Source organism: Spiroplasma endosymbiont of Colias croceus, assembly GCF_964020095.1.
GTDB lineage: Bacteria > Bacillota_I > Bacilli_A > Mycoplasmatales > VBWQ01 > Spiroplasma_E.
Genome location: NZ_OZ026536.1, coordinates 373,630 through 392,629, shown reverse-complemented (window position 1 = coordinate 392,629; position 19,000 = coordinate 373,630). Strand labels below are relative to the sequence as shown.

At 22.8% G+C, this 19,000-nt stretch carries 22 protein-coding genes and 2 pseudogenes; 12 read left to right on the top strand and 12 right to left on the bottom strand.

The window, feature by feature from the left end:
* The first annotated feature begins 56 nt into the window (after window positions 1-56).
* The 8 genes from AACL24_RS02390 (at window position 57) to AACL24_RS15475 (ending at window position 5,903) form a co-directional block, all read left to right on the top strand.
* Window positions 57-886 (top strand): IS5 family transposase gene (locus AACL24_RS02390; protein WP_339049368.1). Its coding sequence is split into 2 segments (ribosomal slippage): window positions 57-453 and window positions 453-886, totalling 831 coding nucleotides; the frame shifts between segments, so codons are not numbered across the junction.
* 203 nt (window positions 887-1,089) lie between these two features.
* Window positions 1,090-1,965, top strand: a complete 876-nt coding sequence (locus AACL24_RS02385; protein ID WP_339048424.1) for an NAD(P)/FAD-dependent oxidoreductase — start codon at window positions 1,090-1,092, stop codon at window positions 1,963-1,965.
* Window positions 1,966-2,042: 77 nt separating this feature from the next.
* On the top strand, window positions 2,043-2,546 hold the full coding sequence (locus AACL24_RS02380) for a hypothetical protein (RefSeq protein WP_339048422.1): 504 nt from the start codon (window positions 2,043-2,045) through the stop codon (window positions 2,544-2,546).
* Window positions 2,547-2,580: 34 nt separating this feature from the next.
* On the top strand, window positions 2,581-4,266 hold the full coding sequence (locus AACL24_RS02375) for a dicarboxylate/amino acid:cation symporter (RefSeq protein ID WP_339048420.1): 1,686 nt from the start codon (window positions 2,581-2,583) through the stop codon (window positions 4,264-4,266).
* Between the two features lie 410 nt (window positions 4,267-4,676).
* Entirely contained in the window at window positions 4,677-4,835 is a 159-nt protein-coding gene (locus tag AACL24_RS02370; RefSeq protein ID WP_339048418.1) for a hypothetical protein, read from the top strand.
* A gap of 16 nt (window positions 4,836-4,851) precedes the next feature.
* The gene (locus AACL24_RS02365; RefSeq protein WP_339048416.1) at window positions 4,852-5,172 is read left to right on the top strand and encodes a hypothetical protein; all 321 of its coding nucleotides are present in this window, start codon (window positions 4,852-4,854) and stop codon (window positions 5,170-5,172) included.
* A gap of 81 nt (window positions 5,173-5,253) precedes the next feature.
* On the top strand, window positions 5,254-5,694 hold the full coding sequence (locus AACL24_RS02360) for a transposase family protein (protein WP_339047357.1): 441 nt from the start codon (window positions 5,254-5,256) through the stop codon (window positions 5,692-5,694).
* A complete protein-coding gene (locus AACL24_RS15475; protein ID WP_422398077.1) occupies window positions 5,691-5,903 on the top strand; it encodes a hypothetical protein in 213 nt (70 codons plus the stop codon). The genes AACL24_RS02360 and AACL24_RS15475 overlap by 4 nt, the downstream gene beginning before the upstream one ends.
* Here the strand turns inward: AACL24_RS15475 and AACL24_RS02355 are convergent.
* A pseudogene (locus tag AACL24_RS02355) lies at window positions 5,890-6,108 on the bottom strand (transposase); the annotation flags it as partial. The gene AACL24_RS15475 and the pseudogene AACL24_RS02355 sit on opposite strands and share 14 nt — an antisense overlap.
* Window positions 6,109-6,211: 103 nt before the next feature.
* On the opposite strand from AACL24_RS02355, the gene AACL24_RS02350 reads away from it, so the two are divergent.
* Both AACL24_RS02350 and AACL24_RS02345 read left to right on the top strand, forming a co-directional pair.
* The gene (locus AACL24_RS02350) at window positions 6,212-6,634 is read left to right on the top strand and encodes a transposase family protein (protein ID WP_339045912.1); all 423 of its coding nucleotides are present in this window, start codon (window positions 6,212-6,214) and stop codon (window positions 6,632-6,634) included.
* 23 nt (window positions 6,635-6,657) lie between these two features.
* Window positions 6,658-7,065, top strand: a complete 408-nt coding sequence (locus tag AACL24_RS02345; protein WP_339045908.1) for a transposase family protein — start codon at window positions 6,658-6,660, stop codon at window positions 7,063-7,065.
* A 183-nt stretch (window positions 7,066-7,248) separates the two neighbouring features.
* Here the strand turns inward: AACL24_RS02345 and AACL24_RS02340 are convergent, their stop codons facing one another.
* Together AACL24_RS02340 and AACL24_RS02335 are read right to left on the bottom strand one after the other, a co-directional pair.
* A complete protein-coding gene (locus tag AACL24_RS02340; RefSeq protein ID WP_339048414.1) occupies window positions 7,249-7,851 on the bottom strand; it encodes a DDE-type integrase/transposase/recombinase in 603 nt (200 codons plus the stop codon).
* 41 nt (window positions 7,852-7,892) lie between these two features.
* Window positions 7,893-8,171, bottom strand: coding sequence for a transposase (locus tag AACL24_RS02335; RefSeq protein ID WP_339048412.1), 279 nt, complete (start codon window positions 8,169-8,171; stop codon window positions 7,893-7,895).
* A gap of 72 nt (window positions 8,172-8,243) precedes the next feature.
* On the opposite strand from AACL24_RS02335, the pseudogene AACL24_RS02330 reads away from it, so the two are divergent.
* Window positions 8,244-8,468 (top strand): annotated as a pseudogene (locus AACL24_RS02330) (transposase family protein); the annotation flags it as partial.
* Between the two features lie 1,219 nt (window positions 8,469-9,687).
* Here AACL24_RS02330 and AACL24_RS02325 read toward each other — a convergent pair.
* From AACL24_RS02325 to AACL24_RS02295, 7 genes are all read right to left on the bottom strand, one after another.
* Complete coding sequence (locus tag AACL24_RS02325) at window positions 9,688-10,095, bottom strand: transposase family protein (RefSeq protein ID WP_339045908.1); 408 nt, start codon at window positions 10,093-10,095, stop codon at window positions 9,688-9,690.
* Window positions 10,096-10,118: 23 nt separating this feature from the next.
* Window positions 10,119-10,541: a transposase family protein gene (locus AACL24_RS02320; protein ID WP_339045912.1), complete on the bottom strand. Its 423-nt coding sequence runs from the start codon at window positions 10,539-10,541 to the stop codon at window positions 10,119-10,121.
* A gap of 87 nt (window positions 10,542-10,628) precedes the next feature.
* Window positions 10,629-11,063: a hypothetical protein gene (locus AACL24_RS02315; protein ID WP_339048410.1), complete on the bottom strand. Its 435-nt coding sequence runs from the start codon at window positions 11,061-11,063 to the stop codon at window positions 10,629-10,631.
* Window positions 11,064-11,307: 244 nt separating this feature from the next.
* Window positions 11,308-12,137, bottom strand: a protein-coding gene (locus tag AACL24_RS02310; protein WP_339048408.1) for an IS5 family transposase whose coding sequence is annotated in 2 segments (ribosomal slippage) — window positions 11,308-11,741 and window positions 11,741-12,137 — 831 coding nt in all. Because the reading frame shifts where the segments join, the coding sequence is not laid out codon by codon here.
* 48 nt (window positions 12,138-12,185) lie between these two features.
* Window positions 12,186-14,828 carry a cation-translocating P-type ATPase gene (locus tag AACL24_RS02305; protein WP_339048406.1) on the bottom strand — a complete coding sequence of 881 codons (2,643 nt, stop codon included), beginning with the start codon at window positions 14,826-14,828 and terminating at the stop codon, window positions 12,186-12,188.
* Between the two features lie 24 nt (window positions 14,829-14,852).
* The gene (locus AACL24_RS02300; protein ID WP_339048404.1) at window positions 14,853-15,728 is read right to left on the bottom strand and encodes an aldo/keto reductase; all 876 of its coding nucleotides are present in this window, start codon (window positions 15,726-15,728) and stop codon (window positions 14,853-14,855) included.
* 27 nt (window positions 15,729-15,755) lie between these two features.
* Window positions 15,756-16,406 (bottom strand): NAD(P)-dependent oxidoreductase, encoded by a 651-nt coding sequence (locus AACL24_RS02295; RefSeq protein ID WP_339048402.1) that lies wholly within the window; start codon window positions 16,404-16,406, stop codon window positions 15,756-15,758.
* A gap of 403 nt (window positions 16,407-16,809) precedes the next feature.
* On the opposite strand from AACL24_RS02295, the gene AACL24_RS02290 reads away from it, so the two are divergent.
* Window positions 16,810-17,331, top strand: a complete 522-nt coding sequence (locus tag AACL24_RS02290) for a PGDYG domain-containing protein (protein WP_339048400.1) — start codon at window positions 16,810-16,812, stop codon at window positions 17,329-17,331.
* Between the two features lie 175 nt (window positions 17,332-17,506).
* Here the strand turns inward: AACL24_RS02290 and AACL24_RS02285 are convergent, their stop codons facing one another.
* The gene (locus AACL24_RS02285; protein ID WP_252320128.1) at window positions 17,507-18,304 is read right to left on the bottom strand and encodes a hypothetical protein; all 798 of its coding nucleotides are present in this window, start codon (window positions 18,302-18,304) and stop codon (window positions 17,507-17,509) included.
* Window positions 18,305-18,326: 22 nt separating this feature from the next.
* A complete protein-coding gene (locus tag AACL24_RS02280) occupies window positions 18,327-18,974 on the bottom strand; it encodes a nitroreductase family protein (RefSeq protein ID WP_339048397.1) in 648 nt (215 codons plus the stop codon).
* Window positions 18,975-19,000 lie beyond the last annotated feature (26 nt).

The window sequence follows — 19,000 nt, the reverse complement described above, 5'->3', positions numbered from 1 at the left end:
TATCAACACTTTTCTAAATTTATTGTTAATAACAAAATTATAAAATAAATTTTAAAATTATTAATTGACTTTTAAAAAATTTAATTACGGAATATGTCTTAAGATTAACTGGTATAAATGATATTATTTTTAATAAAATTCTAGAAATTTTAAAGACAGAAGAAGTAAAAAAGTTTAAAAATGGTGGTACACCTAATAAATTATCATTAGAAAATCGTTTATTAATGACTTTAGAATATTGAAGAGAGTATAGAACTTATTTTCATATTGCTAAAAGTTATGGAATTAGTGAAAGTAGTTGCTATAGGAATATCAAGTGAATAGAAAATACTTTAATAAAACATCCTGATTTTCAACAACTTGATGGGCAAAAATCACTGTTAAATAATAATTTTAAAGATAAAACAGTTATCATTGATGTGACTGAAAGTACTATTCAACGCCCAAAAAAAGTCAAAAACAATATTATTCAGGAAAAAAGAAAAAACATACAATAAAAACTCAGGTCATAATTGAAAAAGATAGTAAAAAAATTATAAGTTCTTATTTTTCTTATGGTAAAAATCATGATTTTAAAATTTTAAAAAATTCAAAAACGAAATTTTTATCAGAAACAACTATTTTAGTAGATTTAGGATATCAAGGTATACAAAACATATATAAAAATGTCTTATTACCTAAACGAAAATCAAAGAAAAACCCTTTAACTAAAGAAGAAAAGAAAAATAATAAGGCTATTTCAAAAATGAGAGTTGTTATTGAACATGTTTTTGCGATTCTTAAAAAATTTAAAATTATTAGTGAAAAATATCGAAATAGAAGAAAAAAATTTGCATTAAGATTTAATTTAATAGCTTCAATTTATAATTTACAATTATTAATTTAAATATATTTGATAATTTAATATTTTATTTTTTTATTTGAAATAATAATTTTTGTTGTATTTTAATGACAAAAAATAAAACATATTTTGAACAATAATTTTTAAAAAATATTAAAAGTGTTATTAAAATAAATTTTTAAACTTAAAAAATGTGATTAATATCATAGTTTTGCAAGAAGTCTATTATAATTAATGAGAGTGGAGCGATGATAAAAATGAAAATTAAAGTTATTATTATTGGTGCTGGTGCGACTGGGATGGGAGTTGCGAGTAAATTATTACGTAGTGAAAAAAATAGTGATAAAAACTTTGATATCCATGTTTATCAAGAAAAAAACTATATTTCACTTGGTGCTTGTGGTATTCCTTATTATATTGCTAATGAATTTAATGATAAAAAACTTTTAAATGACCGTACAAAAAAAGATTTTTCAGAAAAAACTAATAATAAAAATAAAATTAAAATTCATTTAAATCAAAATGTTATTAAAGTCGATACAGTAAAACAAGAAATTCATGTCAAAAAAACAATAGACGATAAAACTAAAGCAAAAGTTGTATCTTATCATGCCTTAGTTATTGCAACAGGAGCCAAACCAAAAATTCCGCCACCTTTTAGTCATGGTATTTTACCACATAATGTTTATAATGTTTTTACTAAAGAAGATGCCATAAATCTAAAAAAAGCAATGAAAAATGCTAAAAAAATAGTTATTATTGGTGGTGGATTTATTGGCATGGAAATGGCAGAAGCGTGCTTAAAACAAAAAAAAGATGTCACAATCGTTGAAATGAAAGATCGATTAATGGCAGACGTTGTTGATAAAGAATTTAGTCAATTAATTTATGATGAACTAACCAAAAAAAATATTAATCATAAAACTAAATCAAAAAACAATGTCACTATTTTACTAAACTATCAAGTTGAAGAACTAATGATGACTCATAATAATGTTAATGATTTGCGTTTAAGAAGTGTAAATGATAAAAAAAATGGAAAAACAATACCTTGTGATTTAGTAATACTAGCAGTTGGTTTTGAACCAAATACGAATTTTTACAAAATAGCAATATTGAATTAAACAAAAATAAAGCAATTATTATTAACGAATTCTGTCAAATTCCTTCTAAAGAAAATGTTACAAAAAAGTTTTCAAATATGTATAGTGGTGGTGATTGTGCACAAATATATAGTCAATTTGATAAATCATCAATATATGTTCCCTTGGCAACTAATGCTAATAAAATGGCACGTATTATTGCTGATAATATTAAAAACCCAGAACATAAATATCCAGGAACTTTAGGGTCAAGTATTTTACGTGTTGGTAATTTAGAAATAACAAAAACTGGTAGTTTTGATACGATTGATAAAAATAAAATTGGTAGTGTTTATATTAAAGATTATGATCTACCAAGATACTTAAAACAATCTCGTCCTTTATACTTAAAACTATTTTATGATAAAACAAATTTCCAATTACTGGCAGCACAAATGGCAGGTTATAATCATGCCACATTAAGAATTAATGCTCTTGCTACTGCCATTTGAAATAAAATGGACATCCGTGATTTACAAAATTTAGATTTAGTTTATTCACCTTCTTTTGCTCGTACTAGTGATATTATTCATATAGCAAGCAGAAAAGTAACATCGTCATAACCTATAAAAAAATAAAAAGAATGAGGTAGCAACTATGACAACTCTTAGTAGTGACAATATTAACTTATTAAGAGACTTTGTTGGTATTTCACACTGACAAAGTCTAATCGGGATAATTGTCTTTTTTAGTATTATCCTAGCACTTTCTATTTTTATTAAAAAAACTAAACCTAAATTTCCAATTCGTATTTTTACTGGAATGGGATTAGGACTAATTTTTGGTATTACTATCCAAGCTATTACTGGTTTTAATAGTCATAACATTACTTATCCTAACTTACCTGGAACACCAATAAAACCTAATCCTGACTATATACCCTGAGTTGCAGAAATTGTACACTGAATTGAATTATTAAAAACTATTTTTATTATTGGTATTACTATGTTAACTATTCCATTAGTATTTTTAGCTATCGCTAGAATTACTAGTAAAAAAAATAGTAACTCAAAAACAATAACTAAAGTTTCAGGAGTTGGTATTACTATTTTATTAATAAATGTGGCTATTGCTTTTACTATTGCCTTTGGCCTAGGAATTGCTTTTAAAATTGGCCAAGGTTTTAATTTAACTGATGGTGGTAGTTACGATAAAACTACTGCCAAAACAATTCCCGAAATTATCATTAGTTACGTTCCTAGCAGCTTAATTGGTGTTTTTACTCAAACATTAATTATTCCAATCATTGTCCTTGGTGCTTTAATTGGATTTGCAATTAAAAAACTAACTAAGCATAATGAAGAACGAATGGACAAAGCAAGAAACACTTTAGAAACAATGTGAAAAATTATTATTTCAATATTAATGATGTTTATTAAAATTATGCCATTTGCTGTTATGAGTATGCTAGCAACAGCAATTATTAATCAACCAATTGGTGCACTTGCTAATATTGGCATTATTATTGGAGTTGCTTATTTAGCACTACTTATTATTTTCTTATGACATTTATTATCATTATATTTATTTGGTATTAATCCTTATCGTTGATTAGTAAAAGCACAGAAACCAATTATTGCTGGTTTTACAACGCAGTCTTCTAATGCCGCTTTACCAATCGCTATGAATACTTTAAAAGAAGATTTAAAAGTGAAAGAAGAAGGTAGTGATACAGTAATGCCGGTTTCAACAACAATAGGTTTAAGTGGCTGTGCTGGAGTGCAAGCTGGAATTATTTTATCTTTCTTATGATTTACTGTTATCCTTCCTGGTAATTTTCCCAACTGAACAATCGCTATTTTATTTATTAATGGCTTAATTGTAACACTAGTTGCTTCATTAGGAATTGCGGGAGTACCAGGAACTGCTGCTGTTGTAACAGCTGGTGTTTTAGGTGGTCTTGGTTTTGGTAGCTATTATGCTGCTGTTTATGGTATTATTGGTGCCTTAGATGGTTTATTTGATATGGGCAGAACTGCAGTTAATATTTCTGGTGGTTTACAAGCTACTGTTATTGTTTCTCGCAATCAAGAATTAATTGAAGATGAAAAACTTTTATTAAAAAAATACCCTTTTAGGGGTTTACACATTTTAACAAAGAAAGTTGGAGCCAAATTGTTAATTAGATCTGAAAAAAATGATAAGATTCAAGCATTAAAAAAAGATACTAAAGTTAAAATTGAAGCATTAAAAAAAGTAAAAAATAGTGAGAATGATATTAAATTTTTAAAAGAACAGTTAAAAAAAGATATTAAAGCAATTAAGAATGACAAAGACATCTAAAATATAAATTTTATTTATAAAAAATAAAACCATTTAGAAATGTAAATTAATAATTTCATAATTATGTTATATTATTATAGTTAAAATTATTTTTTAAATTATAAAATAATTTTATTTTTTTATATTACTTTTTTAATTATATCTTAATATTACAAAATAAGAAAATAAAAACCTATTTACTTAAAATATTGATAATATAAAACATTACACACATTTATTTTCTACTTGACTTTTTAAAATTTCAATTATGGAATAAGTCTAGTTCTTTATTGCTTTATTTTTATAAAATTTTATTAATCTCAATAGATATTTAGATTAATAAAAATGTAAAAACTTAAAAAAGGTTTTTTAACTCATTGCTTTATTTTAAAAATAAATGAGTTTTTATGTTTAAACAAGAGGTATTTAAAATGAAGTATTTTAGTCCAACTTATTGATTTAAGTTACTAATATTAAGTGCACCATTTTTTAATGAAGAAACTACCAAATCAATTGATAATAAAGATATTAAAGATTGAACAAATACTAGTTTAGATTCAATAAGTGATCAATTAAATTTTTATAATTAATAATCAAACAAATTTCATGAATTATCAACAATCTTTAAAAACACAAACATTAGATAATAATTTAAATTCAGAAAATTCAATAAATAAATATAAAGCACATTATACATCTACGATGAAAAGAGATAATTATAATTTAAATCTAGAAGATATAATTCCACAAATACAAACATTTACTACAAAACAAGGACAAGAGTTTACTGAAGAACAAATGATAGTATTTGATGAAAAAAGACAATTAAATAATAATACTATAAAATTAATCAATAAAGAACAAGATTTACCAACAATTGCTAATCATACAGATGAAATTTCAAAAAATATTAAAATATATTTATAACATATTAGACTTCTTGCAAACCCTATCTATTAAAAATTTAATTTTTAAAATAAAATTAAAAATAAAAAAGATAGGTAATCTATGATGTTTGATAAATTAAAAACTATTAACAATCCAGAATTATTAAGATTAACTGGTATAAATGATATTATTTTTAATAAAATTCTAGAAATTTTAAAGACAGAAGAAGTAAAAAAGTTTAAAAATGGTGGTACACCTAATAAATTATCATTAGAAAATCGTTTATTAATGACTTTAGAATATTGAAGAGAGTATCGAACTTATTTTCATATTGCTAAAAGTTATGGAATTAGTGAAAGTAGTTGCTATAGGAATATCAAGTGAATAGAAAATACTTTAATAAAACATCCTGATTTTCAACAACTTGATGGGCAAAAATCACTGTTAAATAATAATTTTAAAGATAAAACAGTTATCATTGATGTGACTGAAAGTACTATTCAACGCCCAAAAAAAGTCAAAAACAATATTATTCAGGAAAAAAGAAAAAACATACAATAAAAACTCAAGTCATAATTGAAAAAGATAGTAAAAAAATTATAAGTTCTTATTTTTCTTATGGTAAAAATCATGATTTTAAAATTTTAAAAAATTCAAAAACGAAATTTTTATCAGAAACAACTATTTTAGTAGATTTAGGATATCAAGGTATACAAAACATACATAAAAATGTTGGAATGGCAACACTTTTTAGGACTATTTTTTGGTAAACATTTGTTGTTGATATTTAACTGGAGTTAAGTAGTTTAAAGTGCTGTGAATTCTTATATTGTTATATCAATTGATGTAATCAAATAATTCTAATTTTAATTGGATTAATGATGTAAAATTTTTATCATTAATAAATTCGGTTTTAAAAGTTTTAAAAGTTGCTTCAGCAACAGCATTATCATAAGGACAACCTTTTTTACTTAAAAGACATATTCCGTAATTAAATTTTTTAAAAGTCAATTAATAATTTTAAAATTTATTTTATAATTTTGTTATTAACAATAAATTTAGAAAAGTGTTGATAAAAATGATTTTTGAAAATTTAAAAAAATTAAAAAATGAAGAATTTTATAGATATTTTGGTATAAAACGTTTTCATTTTAATGAAATGTTAGAAAAATTAATTGAAATAGAAAAATTAGAAAAAAATAAAGGTCGAAAAAATAAACTTTCAGTAGAAGAAAGATTAATGATGACTTTATTATACTGAAAAGAATATTATACTTTTTTTCAAATGAGTATTAAATCTAAAATGAGCCCATCAAGTTGTTTTCGAAATATTACTTGAGTAGAAAATAAACTTAGTAACCACAAAGATTACCAATTTTTAAAAGAAAGATATAAATTAAAAATTGATAAAAAACAAGAAAATTCAAATGAATTTCAATTTTATTTAATTGATTCAACTGAGATTGAAATTGAAAGACCAACTAAAAAAAACTACAGTTAGAATATTTTTCTGGTAAAAGTTGAATGTATTCTATAAAATTTCAAATTGTATATGATTTTTTTAATAAAAAAATTGTTGATATTTTTGCTGATAATGGTAAAGTGCATGATTTTCAAATATTAAAAAATTCAAATCTTGAATTTTCAGAAAAAACAATAATTATTGGTGATTTAGGATATCAAGGTATACAAAATATTTATAAAAATACAATAATACCAATTAAAAGAACTAAAAATAAAAAATTAACTAAACAAGAAAGAAAATACAATAAGATTGTATCTAAAATTAGAATTAAAGTTGAACATGTCTTTGCTTGATTGAAAAGATTCAAAATTTTAGTAAATAAATGTAGAAAATCTAAATTTAGACTTATGTACTTAAGATTTAACTTACTTTGTGAAATTTTTAATAAAATAAAACCATTAAAATAAAAAAAATATTAAAAATATTTTTTTAAAATTTAAATTTTTATCGAGTTAATATAAAAATATTATTAACAATTTTTTGTTTAAAATGTAAACTCATTTTTTAAACTATTTTTTCAAAAAATATTTATTTCTATATTCAATAACACTAAATAGTTTTAAAACAATTTTATTGACAATTAATTAAATTTAATTACGGAATATGTCCAAAGAACGGTTAATGTTGAATGCTAGTAAAAGTTTATCAATAATTTTATTGTTAAATTCATTACCGCGATCACTATGAAATATTTGAATATCTTTTAAACAGCGATTTGATTGCATAAATGCTTGATGTACTAATGATGCATCTTTTTTAACTCCAACACTATGTCCGATAATTTCGCGGTTAAATAGGTCTATTAATAGGCAAATATAGTTTCACCTACCATTAACTTGTACATAAGTTAAATCACTAACAATAACTTCATTTTTAATCCTATTCTTAAATTTTCTATTAACAAGATTAGTTATTTGACTATCGTTAACTTTGTTATTATGATTTTTGAATGATAATTTAGTATATTTTGATATTAAATTATGTTCATTCATAATTTTTTTAATTTTTCTGCGCGATAAATAAATTTCTTGGTTTTCTAGAATTTTTTTTAATCTTCTAGTACCATAAACTTCTTTATTTTCTTTAAAAGCACTAATAACAGCTTCATCATAAATATTATTTTTGATTTTATTTTCTTTTTTCTTTAAATTAAAATAATATGTTGATTTAGATATTTTTAAAAAACGACACATTGTGCGAATTTTATATTTAGCTTTATTTTTGACAATAATTTCTATTTTCTGCCTATTATTAGTGCTGCTTGCTTTAAAATATCATTTTCCATTCGTAATTGCTTTAATTCTTTTCTTAATTTAATTAATTCATTTTCTTCAAAAGAACGATTATCTTTAGTTTTAAAACTTCCTGAATTACTAAATTGCTTAATTCAATTGTAAGTAGCTGCTCTTGTAACATTATATTTTTTAGCAAGGCAAGATACTGATTTGCCACTTTGATATAAAGCTACTATTTGTTTTTTAAATTCATCGGTATATGAGTTAATATTGGCCATAATTATAGTTCCTTTCTTTTAACAAATTTGTTTACTTGTCTACGTAATTAGTGTCCAATAAATTGTAACCCATCCAATGTCTTATTACCTAAACGAAAATCAAAGAAAAACCCTTTAACTAAAGAAGAAAAGAAAAATAATAAGGCTATTTCAAAAATGAGAGTTGTTATTGAACATGTTTTTGCGATTCTTAAAAAATTTAAAATTATTAGTGAAAAATATCGAAATAGAAGAAAAAAATTTGCATTAAGATTTAATTTAATAGCTTCAATTTATAATTTACAATTATTAATTTAAATATATTTGATAATTTAATATTTTATTTTTTTATTTGAAATAATAATTTTTGTTGTATTTTAATGACAAAAAATAAAACATATTTTGAACAATAATTTTTAAAAAATATTAAAAGTGTTATTAAAATAAATTTTTAAACTTAAAAAATGTGATTAATATCATAGTTTTGCAAGAAGTCTATTATAAATTTTAATTAAATCTATAAATATTTATTTAAATGTTTTGAATAGTGTTGTTACTACTTCTATCGGTTCTTCCATTTTTAATAACACTAATGTTTTTGAAACTTCTACCACTTTTATACAAACTTCTGCTTTGGTTCTAGCTACAGTAACTTTATTTCATAATAACACTGTTTCTTTTGAAATATCAAATACTGTAGCTATCTTTATTTCATTTTCTAAATGCTTTTAACATATCTTTTGCTTCTTTTGTTCCTAATTTTAATGATTTAAATTTTTGTTTTCATAACTCTAATTCTTATCACTCTTCTTCTCTAACTTATGTTCATGATTTCAGTATTGCTGTTAATTCATCAAATATTTTCTTTGTTCCCACACATAAACCATATATTAACCTTGCAATATTAATTCAAATAGTTCCATAATGAATAAATTTTCCTTCTTAATTAAAATAAAAAAATATAAATCTTTTAAAAATAAAATAATAAGGTTTTAAAAACTATATTAAAATTTAATATTTAATTCTAAACAAAAAATGATAAAATTTATTTATTATTATAAATATAAAAAGAGGTATTATGAAAGTTTTTAAACGTATCATTACTGCTATTTCTGTACTTTTATGTATTACAATTATTTGAATTCCTATTCATTTTTTCTTAAAAACTTTAATATATGGAGATAAACGAGAAAATCAAAGAAATTAAAAAAAACATCAATTATGATGTTTTTTTTAATTTTAAATTAATAGAAAAATATAACTTAAATTACACTTCCAATAAAAAATTATTTATTTTTTCAAAAACAATATTCATATTTAATTTCTTAGGTTTAAAAGAACCATTGTTATTAATTTTCATAAACATTTCTTTAAAATTGTTTTAAAACTATTTAGTGTTATTGAATATAGAAATAAATATTTTTTGAAAAAATAGTTTAAAAAATGAGTTTACATTTTAAACAAAAAATTGTTAATAATATTTTTATATTAACTCGATAAAAATTTAAATTTTAAAAAAATATTTTTAATATTTTTTTTATTTTAATGGTTTTATTTTATTAAAAATTTCACAAAGTAAGTTAAATCTTAAGTACATAAGTCTAAATTTAGATTTTCTACATTTATTTACTAAAATTTTGAATCTTTTCAATCAAGCAAAGACATGTTCAACTTTAATTCTAATTTTAGATACAATCTTATTGTATTTTCTTTCTTGTTTAGTTAATTTTTTATTTTTAGTTCTTTTAATTGGTATTATTGTATTTTTATAAATATTTTGTATACCTTGATATCCTAAATCACCAATAATTATTGTTTTTTCTGAAAATTCAAGATTTGAATTTTTTAATATTTGAAAATCATGCACTTTACCATTATCAGCAAAAATATCAACAATTTTTTTATTAAAAAAATCATATACAATTTGAAATTTTATAGAATACATTCAACTTTTACCAGAAAAATATTCTAACTGTAGTTTTTTTTAGTTGGTCTTTCAATTTCAATCTCAGTTGAATCAATTAAATAAAATTGAAATTCATTTGAATTTTCTTGTTTTTTATCAATTTTTAATTTATATCTTTCTTTTAAAAATTGGTAATCTTTGTGGTTACTAAGTTTATTTTCTACTCAAGTAATATTTCGAAAACAACTTGATGGGCTCATTTTAGATTTAATACTCATTTGAAAAAAAGTATAATATTCTTTTCAGTATAATAAAGTCATCATTAATCTTTCTTCTACTGAAAGTTTATTTTTTCGACCTTTATTTTTTTCTAATTTTTCTATTTCAATTAATTTTTCTAACATTTCATTAAAATGAAAACGTTTTATACCAAAATATCTATAAAATTCTTCATTTTTTAATTTTTTTAAATTTTCAAAAATCATTTTTATCAACACTTTTCTAAATTTATTGTTAATAACAAAATTATAAAATAAATTTTAAAATTATTAATTGACTTTTAAAAAATTTAATTACGGAATATGTCTTTTATACCACAAAGAAAGTTGTTCATAAAAATCTTTATTTATTTTATCCTTATTTTTAATTGTCATCATCATAATTTCATATCAATTTAAATTACATTTATATGGCTGAAAACCTTTTAAATCTCATTGTATGCAACATTCAATAATTAAAAAATCAGGAGTTGCAACAAATTCAAAATCATTGTATTTAGTATAACATTTAAATAATGAATTAACATAATGATTTCGTTTTTGCATTTCTAATTCTCATTTACATAAAAGTAAATTAAAGTAGTTGCGTTCCAAATCTAAAAATGGTTGCATTGCCATATTTGTAATTTTTTTATTTAAACAATGATCATACATTAGTAATTTCTTACGTAATGCAGTTAAACTCATATCTGGTGTATAACTAAATAATTCATACGGAATAATTCTCATTATTAATTTTCCATTCTATATTATTTAACTTTTACTTTATTTTGTTCTTTTTTAATTAATTTAATAGACTTCTTGCAAAACTATGATATTAATCACATTTTTTAAGTTTAAAAATTTATTTTAATAACACTTTTAATATTTTTTAAAAATTATTGTTCAAAATATGTTTTATTTTTTGTCATTAAAATACAACAAAAATTATTATTTCAAATAAAAAAATAAAATATTAAATTATCAAATATATTTAAATTAATAATTGTAAATTATAAATTAAAGCTATTAAATTAAATCTTAATGCAAATTTTTTTCTTCTATTTCGATATTTTTCACTAATAATTTTAAATTTTTTAAGAATCGCAAAAACATGTTCAATAACAACTCTCATTTTTGAAATAGCCTTATTATTTTTCTTTTCTTCTTTAGTTAAAGGGTTTTTCTTTGATTTTCGTTTAGGTAATAAGACATTTTTATGTATGTTTTGTATACCTTGATATCCTAAATCTACTAAAATAGTTGTTTCTGATAAAAATTTCGTTTTTGAATTTTTTAAAATTTTAAAATCATGATTTTTACCATAAGAAAAATAAGAACTTATAATTTTTTTACTATCTTTTTCAATTATGACTTGAGTTTTTATTGTATGTTTTTTCTTTTTTCCTGAATAATATTGTTTTTGACTTTTTTTGGGCGTTGAATAGTACTTTCAGTCACATCAATGATAACTGTTTTATCTTTAAAATTATTATTTAACAGTGATTTTTGCCCATCAAGTTGTTGAAAATCAGGATGTTTTATTAAAGTATTTTCTATTCAATTGATATTCCTATAGCAACTACTTTCACTAATTCCATAACTTTTAGCAATATGAAAATAAGTTCGATACTCTCTTCAATATTCTAAAGTCATTAATAAACGATTTTCTAATGATAATTTATTAGGTGTACCACCATTTTTAAACTTTTTTACTTCTTCTGTCTTTAAAATTTCTAGAATTTTATTAAAAATAATATCATTTATACCAGTTAATCTTAATAATTCTGGATTGTTAATAGTTTTTAATTTATCAAACATCATAGATTACCTATCTTTTTTATTTTTAATTTTATTTTAAAAATTAAATTTTTAATAGATAGGTTTTGCAAGAAGTCTATTAACTAAAAGTCTAATTCCTTTATACACTTCTAATAATCACATTGGTATTGTTGATAAAGCAATACAAAGTAATCAATCAACTGCACGAAAACCAGCACCAATACCAAAAGCATTGCTAACAACAGGTGTAAAAATAATAAAAGTATTAATAGCAAAAGCACTAATCGCCGCAACTCAAATATATTTATTTTTTCAAGTAATCTTATTAAAAATACTTGTATTAGCACCTGAAACAAAAGAAAATGCATAAAAAACAGGAGCATTAGTCATTATAACAAAAACAAAACCTTCACTATTATTTTCATGTAAAATTTGAGGTAAAAAATGAAAAGCTAATAGTAACAAGGTACTTAATATTATACTAACAATACCAATAAATCCTCAACTACCAGTAAGAATTCTATCATTCCGTTTCGTTGGTTTTCTAAGCATTAAATCAGGGTTATTAGGTCCCATTGACATTGGAATTGCAATAACAGATTCAACAATTAAATTAATTCATAAAATTTGAATTGGTTGCAATAATTCATTTCATCCAAAAATAGCACCAATAACAATTGAAAATACTTGGGCCATATTAGTAATTAAAATAAAAATAAGAATTCTTTTAATTTTACTGTAAATATTACGCCCTTCTTCAATAGCATCAACAATAGTAGCAAAATTATCATCAGTTAATACTATTTGTGAAGATTCTTTAGCAACATCGGTTCCCGTAATACCCATCGCTACTCCAATATCTGCCGCTTTTAAACTAGGAGCATCATTAACACCATCACCAGTCATCGAAACAACCTTATTATGACTCTGTAATGCTTTAACAATCTTAACTTTATGTTCAGGAGAAACACGAGCAAAAACTCGATATTGATTAATATTAGCATTAAATGATTCTTCTGGAATATCATCAATTGTATTACCACTAAGTGCTTGTGTTTTATTTTCAATCAAACCTAATTCTTGACCAATAGCAACAGCAGTATTTAAATGATCACCAGTAATCATAATTGTATCAATACCTGCTTTTTTAGTTTTAACTAAAGAATCTTTAACTTCGTTTCTTGGCGGATCAATCATTCCAACTAATCCTAAAAAAGTTAAATTACTTTCAATTTCACTAATATTACTATAATCTTTCGTATTATTAACAGTTTTATAACTTGCTCCTAAAACACGTAATGCTGAATTTGACATTTCTTCCATACTTGCAATTATTTCTTTTTTAATTTGTGCAGTTAATACTACCCTTTCGTTATTAATAAGCGTATGAGTACAAATATTAATCATATTATCAACCGCGCCTTTAACAAAAACATAAGTTTCTTTATCGTATTCATTAATTGTTGACATTAATTTACGATTGGAATCAAAAGGTATTTCATGAACTCGAGTATGTTTATCACTAAGTGCCTTTGTTGGAAACTTTAATGTTTCTGATCAATTAATAAGTGCTGCTTCTGTTGGATCACCAATAGTTTTATTTTTACTAACTTCACTATTATTACATAATACTAAACAATCTAAAAATAATTGTTCTTGTTTAGTTTTCTTTTTAAAGTCATTACTATCATTAACTGATTTTGTTAAATAATATTTTTTAACAGTCATTTTATTTTGTGTTAAAGTTCCGGTTTTATCAGAACAAATAATATCAACTTGACCTAATGTTTCAACAGCAGGTAAATGTTTAACAATAGCATGTTTTTTTGCCATTCTTGAACTTCCCAGTGATAATGAAACGGTGACAATAACTTGCAAATTTTCAGGTATTACTGCTATTGTTAAAGCAATTCCAAAAATTAAAGCATTAATAGCAGGTACTTTAATTAAGAAAAATTGTAGTAAAAACATAGCTAAACCTAATAATAAAGCAAAAACTGAAATTATTCTAATTAAAAAAGACATTTGTCGCGTTAATGGTGATTTAGGTTCTTTTTCTTCTTGTAATAACTTAGTTATTTTTCCAATTTCAGAAGTTTTTGCTGTTGCATAAACTAAACCAAGACCACTACCTGTCGCAATAGAAGTAGACATAAAAGCAAGATTAGTTCTTTCACCAATTGATAATTTTTCTTCAGTTAATGCTTCAGTAGTTTTACTAATTAAGGTTGATTCACCAGTTAAAAGTGATTCATTAGTACGTAAATTATAAGACTGAATAATACGCAGATCAGCAGGTACAAACATTCCAGCATCTAAATAAACCAAATCACCTACCACTAAATCTTTAGCATCAATATCGTATTTATTACCATTACGAATTACTACTGCTTGTGAAGAAACTAATTTCTTTAAAGAGTCGAAAGAAGCTGCAGCTTTTACTTCTTGATAAGTAGCCAAAGTAGCATCAACAATTACAATTAAAAAAACAACTAATGCTTCTTGTCATTGACCAATAACAGTAGCAATAATTGCTAATGCAATTAATACTAAAACAAATGGTTCAATAAAATGTGCTAAAACTATTTTTCAAATTGGCTTTTTTTTCGTAACTGGTAATTGATTAGGTCCTGTTTCTATTAGCAATTGAGCTGCAGCTTCTTCAGTTAAACCTGTAACAAAATTAGTATTTAATTTTTTTGCTAATTCCTTAGTTGTATCATTTCAAATCACAATTATTTAACCCCCTTTTTAAATTTAATCCATCATAATTCCTTTTCAAAATTTTTTATCATTAGATTGTGGGCCTAAAGCAGTTTGTGGTAATTTTTGAATTTTTAACATTTCTTCTTCTGTTAGTTCAAAACCCCCAATATCGTGATTACTAATAATTCGCTCTGGATTAGTTGATTTAGGAATAACTAATTGACCCAATTGTCAAGCTCATCTTAAAGCAATGTGACTAGTAGTAACCTTGTATTTATTTGCTAATTCTTGTAATAATGGTATTTCATCTGCTCTACCACCTAGCATTGTTCTTCATGAAGTAACAGCAATATTATTCTCGTAACAAAAATCTATTGTGTTTTTTTGATTAAAACCAGGATGTGTTTCAATTTGATTAATTGCTGGTTTTATTTTTATTTTTTTTAAAAAATCTTTTAATTGTGAACTATTAAAATTTGAAACACCAATTGCCCTAACTTTACCATATTCATAAAATTCTTCTAAGGCTCTTCAACATTCAAAACTTTGTTTAGTTGGTCAATGAATTAAACATAAATCTAAATAATCTAGTTTTAAACGAGTCAGGATACCACGCAAAGCATCTTTAGTAAGTTCATATTCATGATTGTCATTTCAAATTTTAGAAGTAATAAATAAATCTTCCCTTTTAACTTCTGGATTTTCTGCTAAAAAATCTTTAATTGCATTACCAATTATCTCCTCGTTTTTATAATATTCTGCAGTATCAATATGACGATAACCATTTTGCAAAGCACAAATTACTGAATTATAAATAGATTTACTATCAACCATTAAATATGTACCTAATCCAAATTGAGGAATTTTGACACCATTATTTAGAGTTATCGTTTTTTGTAAAATTTGTTCTTTTGTAAGTTTTACCATTTGTCTAATATTCTTTCAAACAAAATATTAATTATAACCCGCTGTAAAACGTTTTTTAATAAATTTTTGTTCTTTAATCTCATTAATAATAGCAATTGCAGCATCACCATAACTAATCTCGCTTTTTCCTTCTTTATTAACAATTAAATGATTGTTACCAATTTTAAATTTACCTAAAGTTGGTAATTCTGGGTCATAGTATAAAGAAGGACTAAAATATGTTCAATTAATGTCACTGCTACGATAAGTAGCTAATGCTTGAACTTGTTGTTGTGCATGTTCTTTTCATGCTTCAGGAAATGCACTTGTTTCTACTAATATTTCATTCTTATCATCTAACAAACTACCAGCACCACCAACAATTAATAACCTTTTAATATTTTGACATTCATGCATGATAGTAATTAAGTTTTTAGCAACTTGCTGATGAATATTTTGGGGATTATCAATAGTAGGGCCGTAAGCACTAATTAAAATATCAACATCATTAACAACCGCTTTAATAGTACTTTTATTAGTAAGATCAGCTTTTTTAATGGTCAATCGATTATCATTATTAAGAATTGGCATTTTAATAGGATTTCTAGTAATGGCAACAACTTGATATCCCTGTTTTAAAGCTTCTTTAGTTAAAGCAAGTCCCGATTTTCTTGATGCTCCAATAATTCCAATTTTCATAGTTAATACTCCTTTTCAAACTTAATTTTAACGAAGAGTCAACAATATACTATAGTAATTATAGCATAAGTACACCTTATATTAGGTATTAGTTTGGGCGTTAGTAAATCATAAAATTATGATTTTAATTTATAATATTGCTACTTTTACTCATAAATTTACAATTATATATAATAATTTAATTACAAAAATATTTTTAAAAAAGATAAAAAAAATGATATTATTAATAATAATTTATTAAATGTTTATTAATAATATAGATATTTTTATCTATATTAGTTTTTTTAATTTTATTAAATTATTTTAAAAAAATAAAGATAAATATTGAAATTTAAAATTTACTATATGTTTATTTTTAAAATAAAGTCTTTATTCAAAAAAACAAAAAGATGAAGGAGAAAATATGTTATTTAAAGAAAATACAGAAAATTCAAATGTTACATTTTGTATTAAAAACCCTACTGTAAAATATGAATTTCAATTACATCAAGATAATAATCCATTAAAAATTGAAACACTAGAAAAAGTAACAGTAACTTGTCATCGCGGTGATTATATTATTACAGGAGTTATTGGTGAACATTGAGTTGTTAACCAAAAAAAATTTAAAACTACTTATATTCCAGTTATTAATAATATAAGTAAGGGGGAAGCTTGAGCAAATCCCGATTCTAAAATAAAAATAGTTAATCTTAATAAAGATAATAAAAGTGGAGAATTATCACTACCTTGGGGTCCAAATGGTACTAAAAAAGAAGTACAATATACTAAAGAAGATGTTTTAATTTGAGATGAAGATCGATATTGATATCCTTGCAAAAAATCAGTGTTTGAAAATACTTATTTAATTAGTCAATCTAAAACAGAACTTGAAGAACAATTTCAAAATTTACTTAAATTAACAAATAATGATGATAATTTATAAACTCAAGATGTAAGTTCAAATAGTGAAACAAGATTGAATGTTAATGAAATTAATAATTTAATGCCTTTATCAACAAATACAACAATATATAATTCACAAACACCAAAAAATTTGAACTAAAAAAATAAAATGTAATAAAAAATATTAATTTAAATAATTAATATTTTTTATTTTCTTAATATTTATCACAAAAAGTATAAAGTAATGATAAGATTGCAGCACCAATTAGAACATCATTTTGATTATGATTTGCTACTTGCGTAGTAAAACTAGGTAATAAACAAATATTATTAAAAAAATATTGATCAATAATTCTTCCAATATTATTATTTGTTAATGAAAATTGTTCTTTTAATATTTTACAATAATCATTATTATTTTTAATTAGTATTGACGTTTTTTTAGTAGCACCAACATCAAGATGTAAACCTTTTTTATATAAAGGTAAATTTAAAACTTGATCATTATTTCAAATGTCATATAAATCAAAAATTTTATGTTTTTGAAAAAAATAACTAACTTTATTTTTGAATTTACTTTCATCATTATGATAACTCAAATAGTTTTTTAGCATTAATATCTCAGTTCTAGCACCAAGTAAAATCAAAGATTTAATGTTATGTTTTAATAACTTATTAGTTAAAAATTTAAAAAACTGTTGCTGATGTTTAACAAGCTTTAAATCTTCATTTAAAATATTTGGTTGTGGAATAACAGTTTTAACGAACAAATGTAACTTTTTATTTTGTAAATTACTAACGCTTAAATCTTCTTTTTTATTAATAATTAATAATGCAATTGAAAAAATTTTTTCAAAATCATGAGCATACGAATTGTTCTTTTTTTTATGTAATAAATTACGAAAAGTCTCAAAATCAAAAATAAGAATTGGATATTCAATCTTATCTAAAAATTTACCAATAACATTAATATTTAATTCAATATCTAAGTTATTTATTTTTAATTTTTCCATTGTAATACCTTTTCTAATACATTTATTTGATAAGCGTACTGATTTCACTAACTTCGTTTTTAATAATTTTAGTTTTTGATGGATAACCATAACCAGCAGACACTAAAATTGTAACATGATACTTATTAGGTTCAATAATCTTATTTGATTCTAAGTAAGTTAATAATTGTTGTTCATTAAAACCACCTAATACAACATTATCAATTTCATGAGCAGTTAATAATAATAAAAGATTTTGTAATAAAATAAAAGTTTGACATTGTGCCCAATGATTTATTTGTGTTTTTTTGTCATGATCAAAGAAATTATTAAATGTTGATTTATAAATTTCGTATTGTGGTTTTGTTAAATTACGTCTTTTCATAACAGTATCAACAAATCATTGATTACTAGTATTGAAATTTTCACCACTATAACTTAATAAAATAAATAAATGTGAACAAGTACTAACTTGTTGTTGATTATTTATGATTAGTTGCAATTGTGCTTTAATTTTAGAATTACTAATAACTAAAATTTTTCATGGTTCTAAACCATATGAAGATGGGGTATGACGCACATAGTTAAGAATATCGTTAATTTTACTATCACTAATAATTTTACTAGGATCATAATTACGAATTGATTTACGATTTAAAATTAGACTTTCCAGCTCTTTAACATAAGGCATTGATTTGTCATCTCTTTTCTATAAAT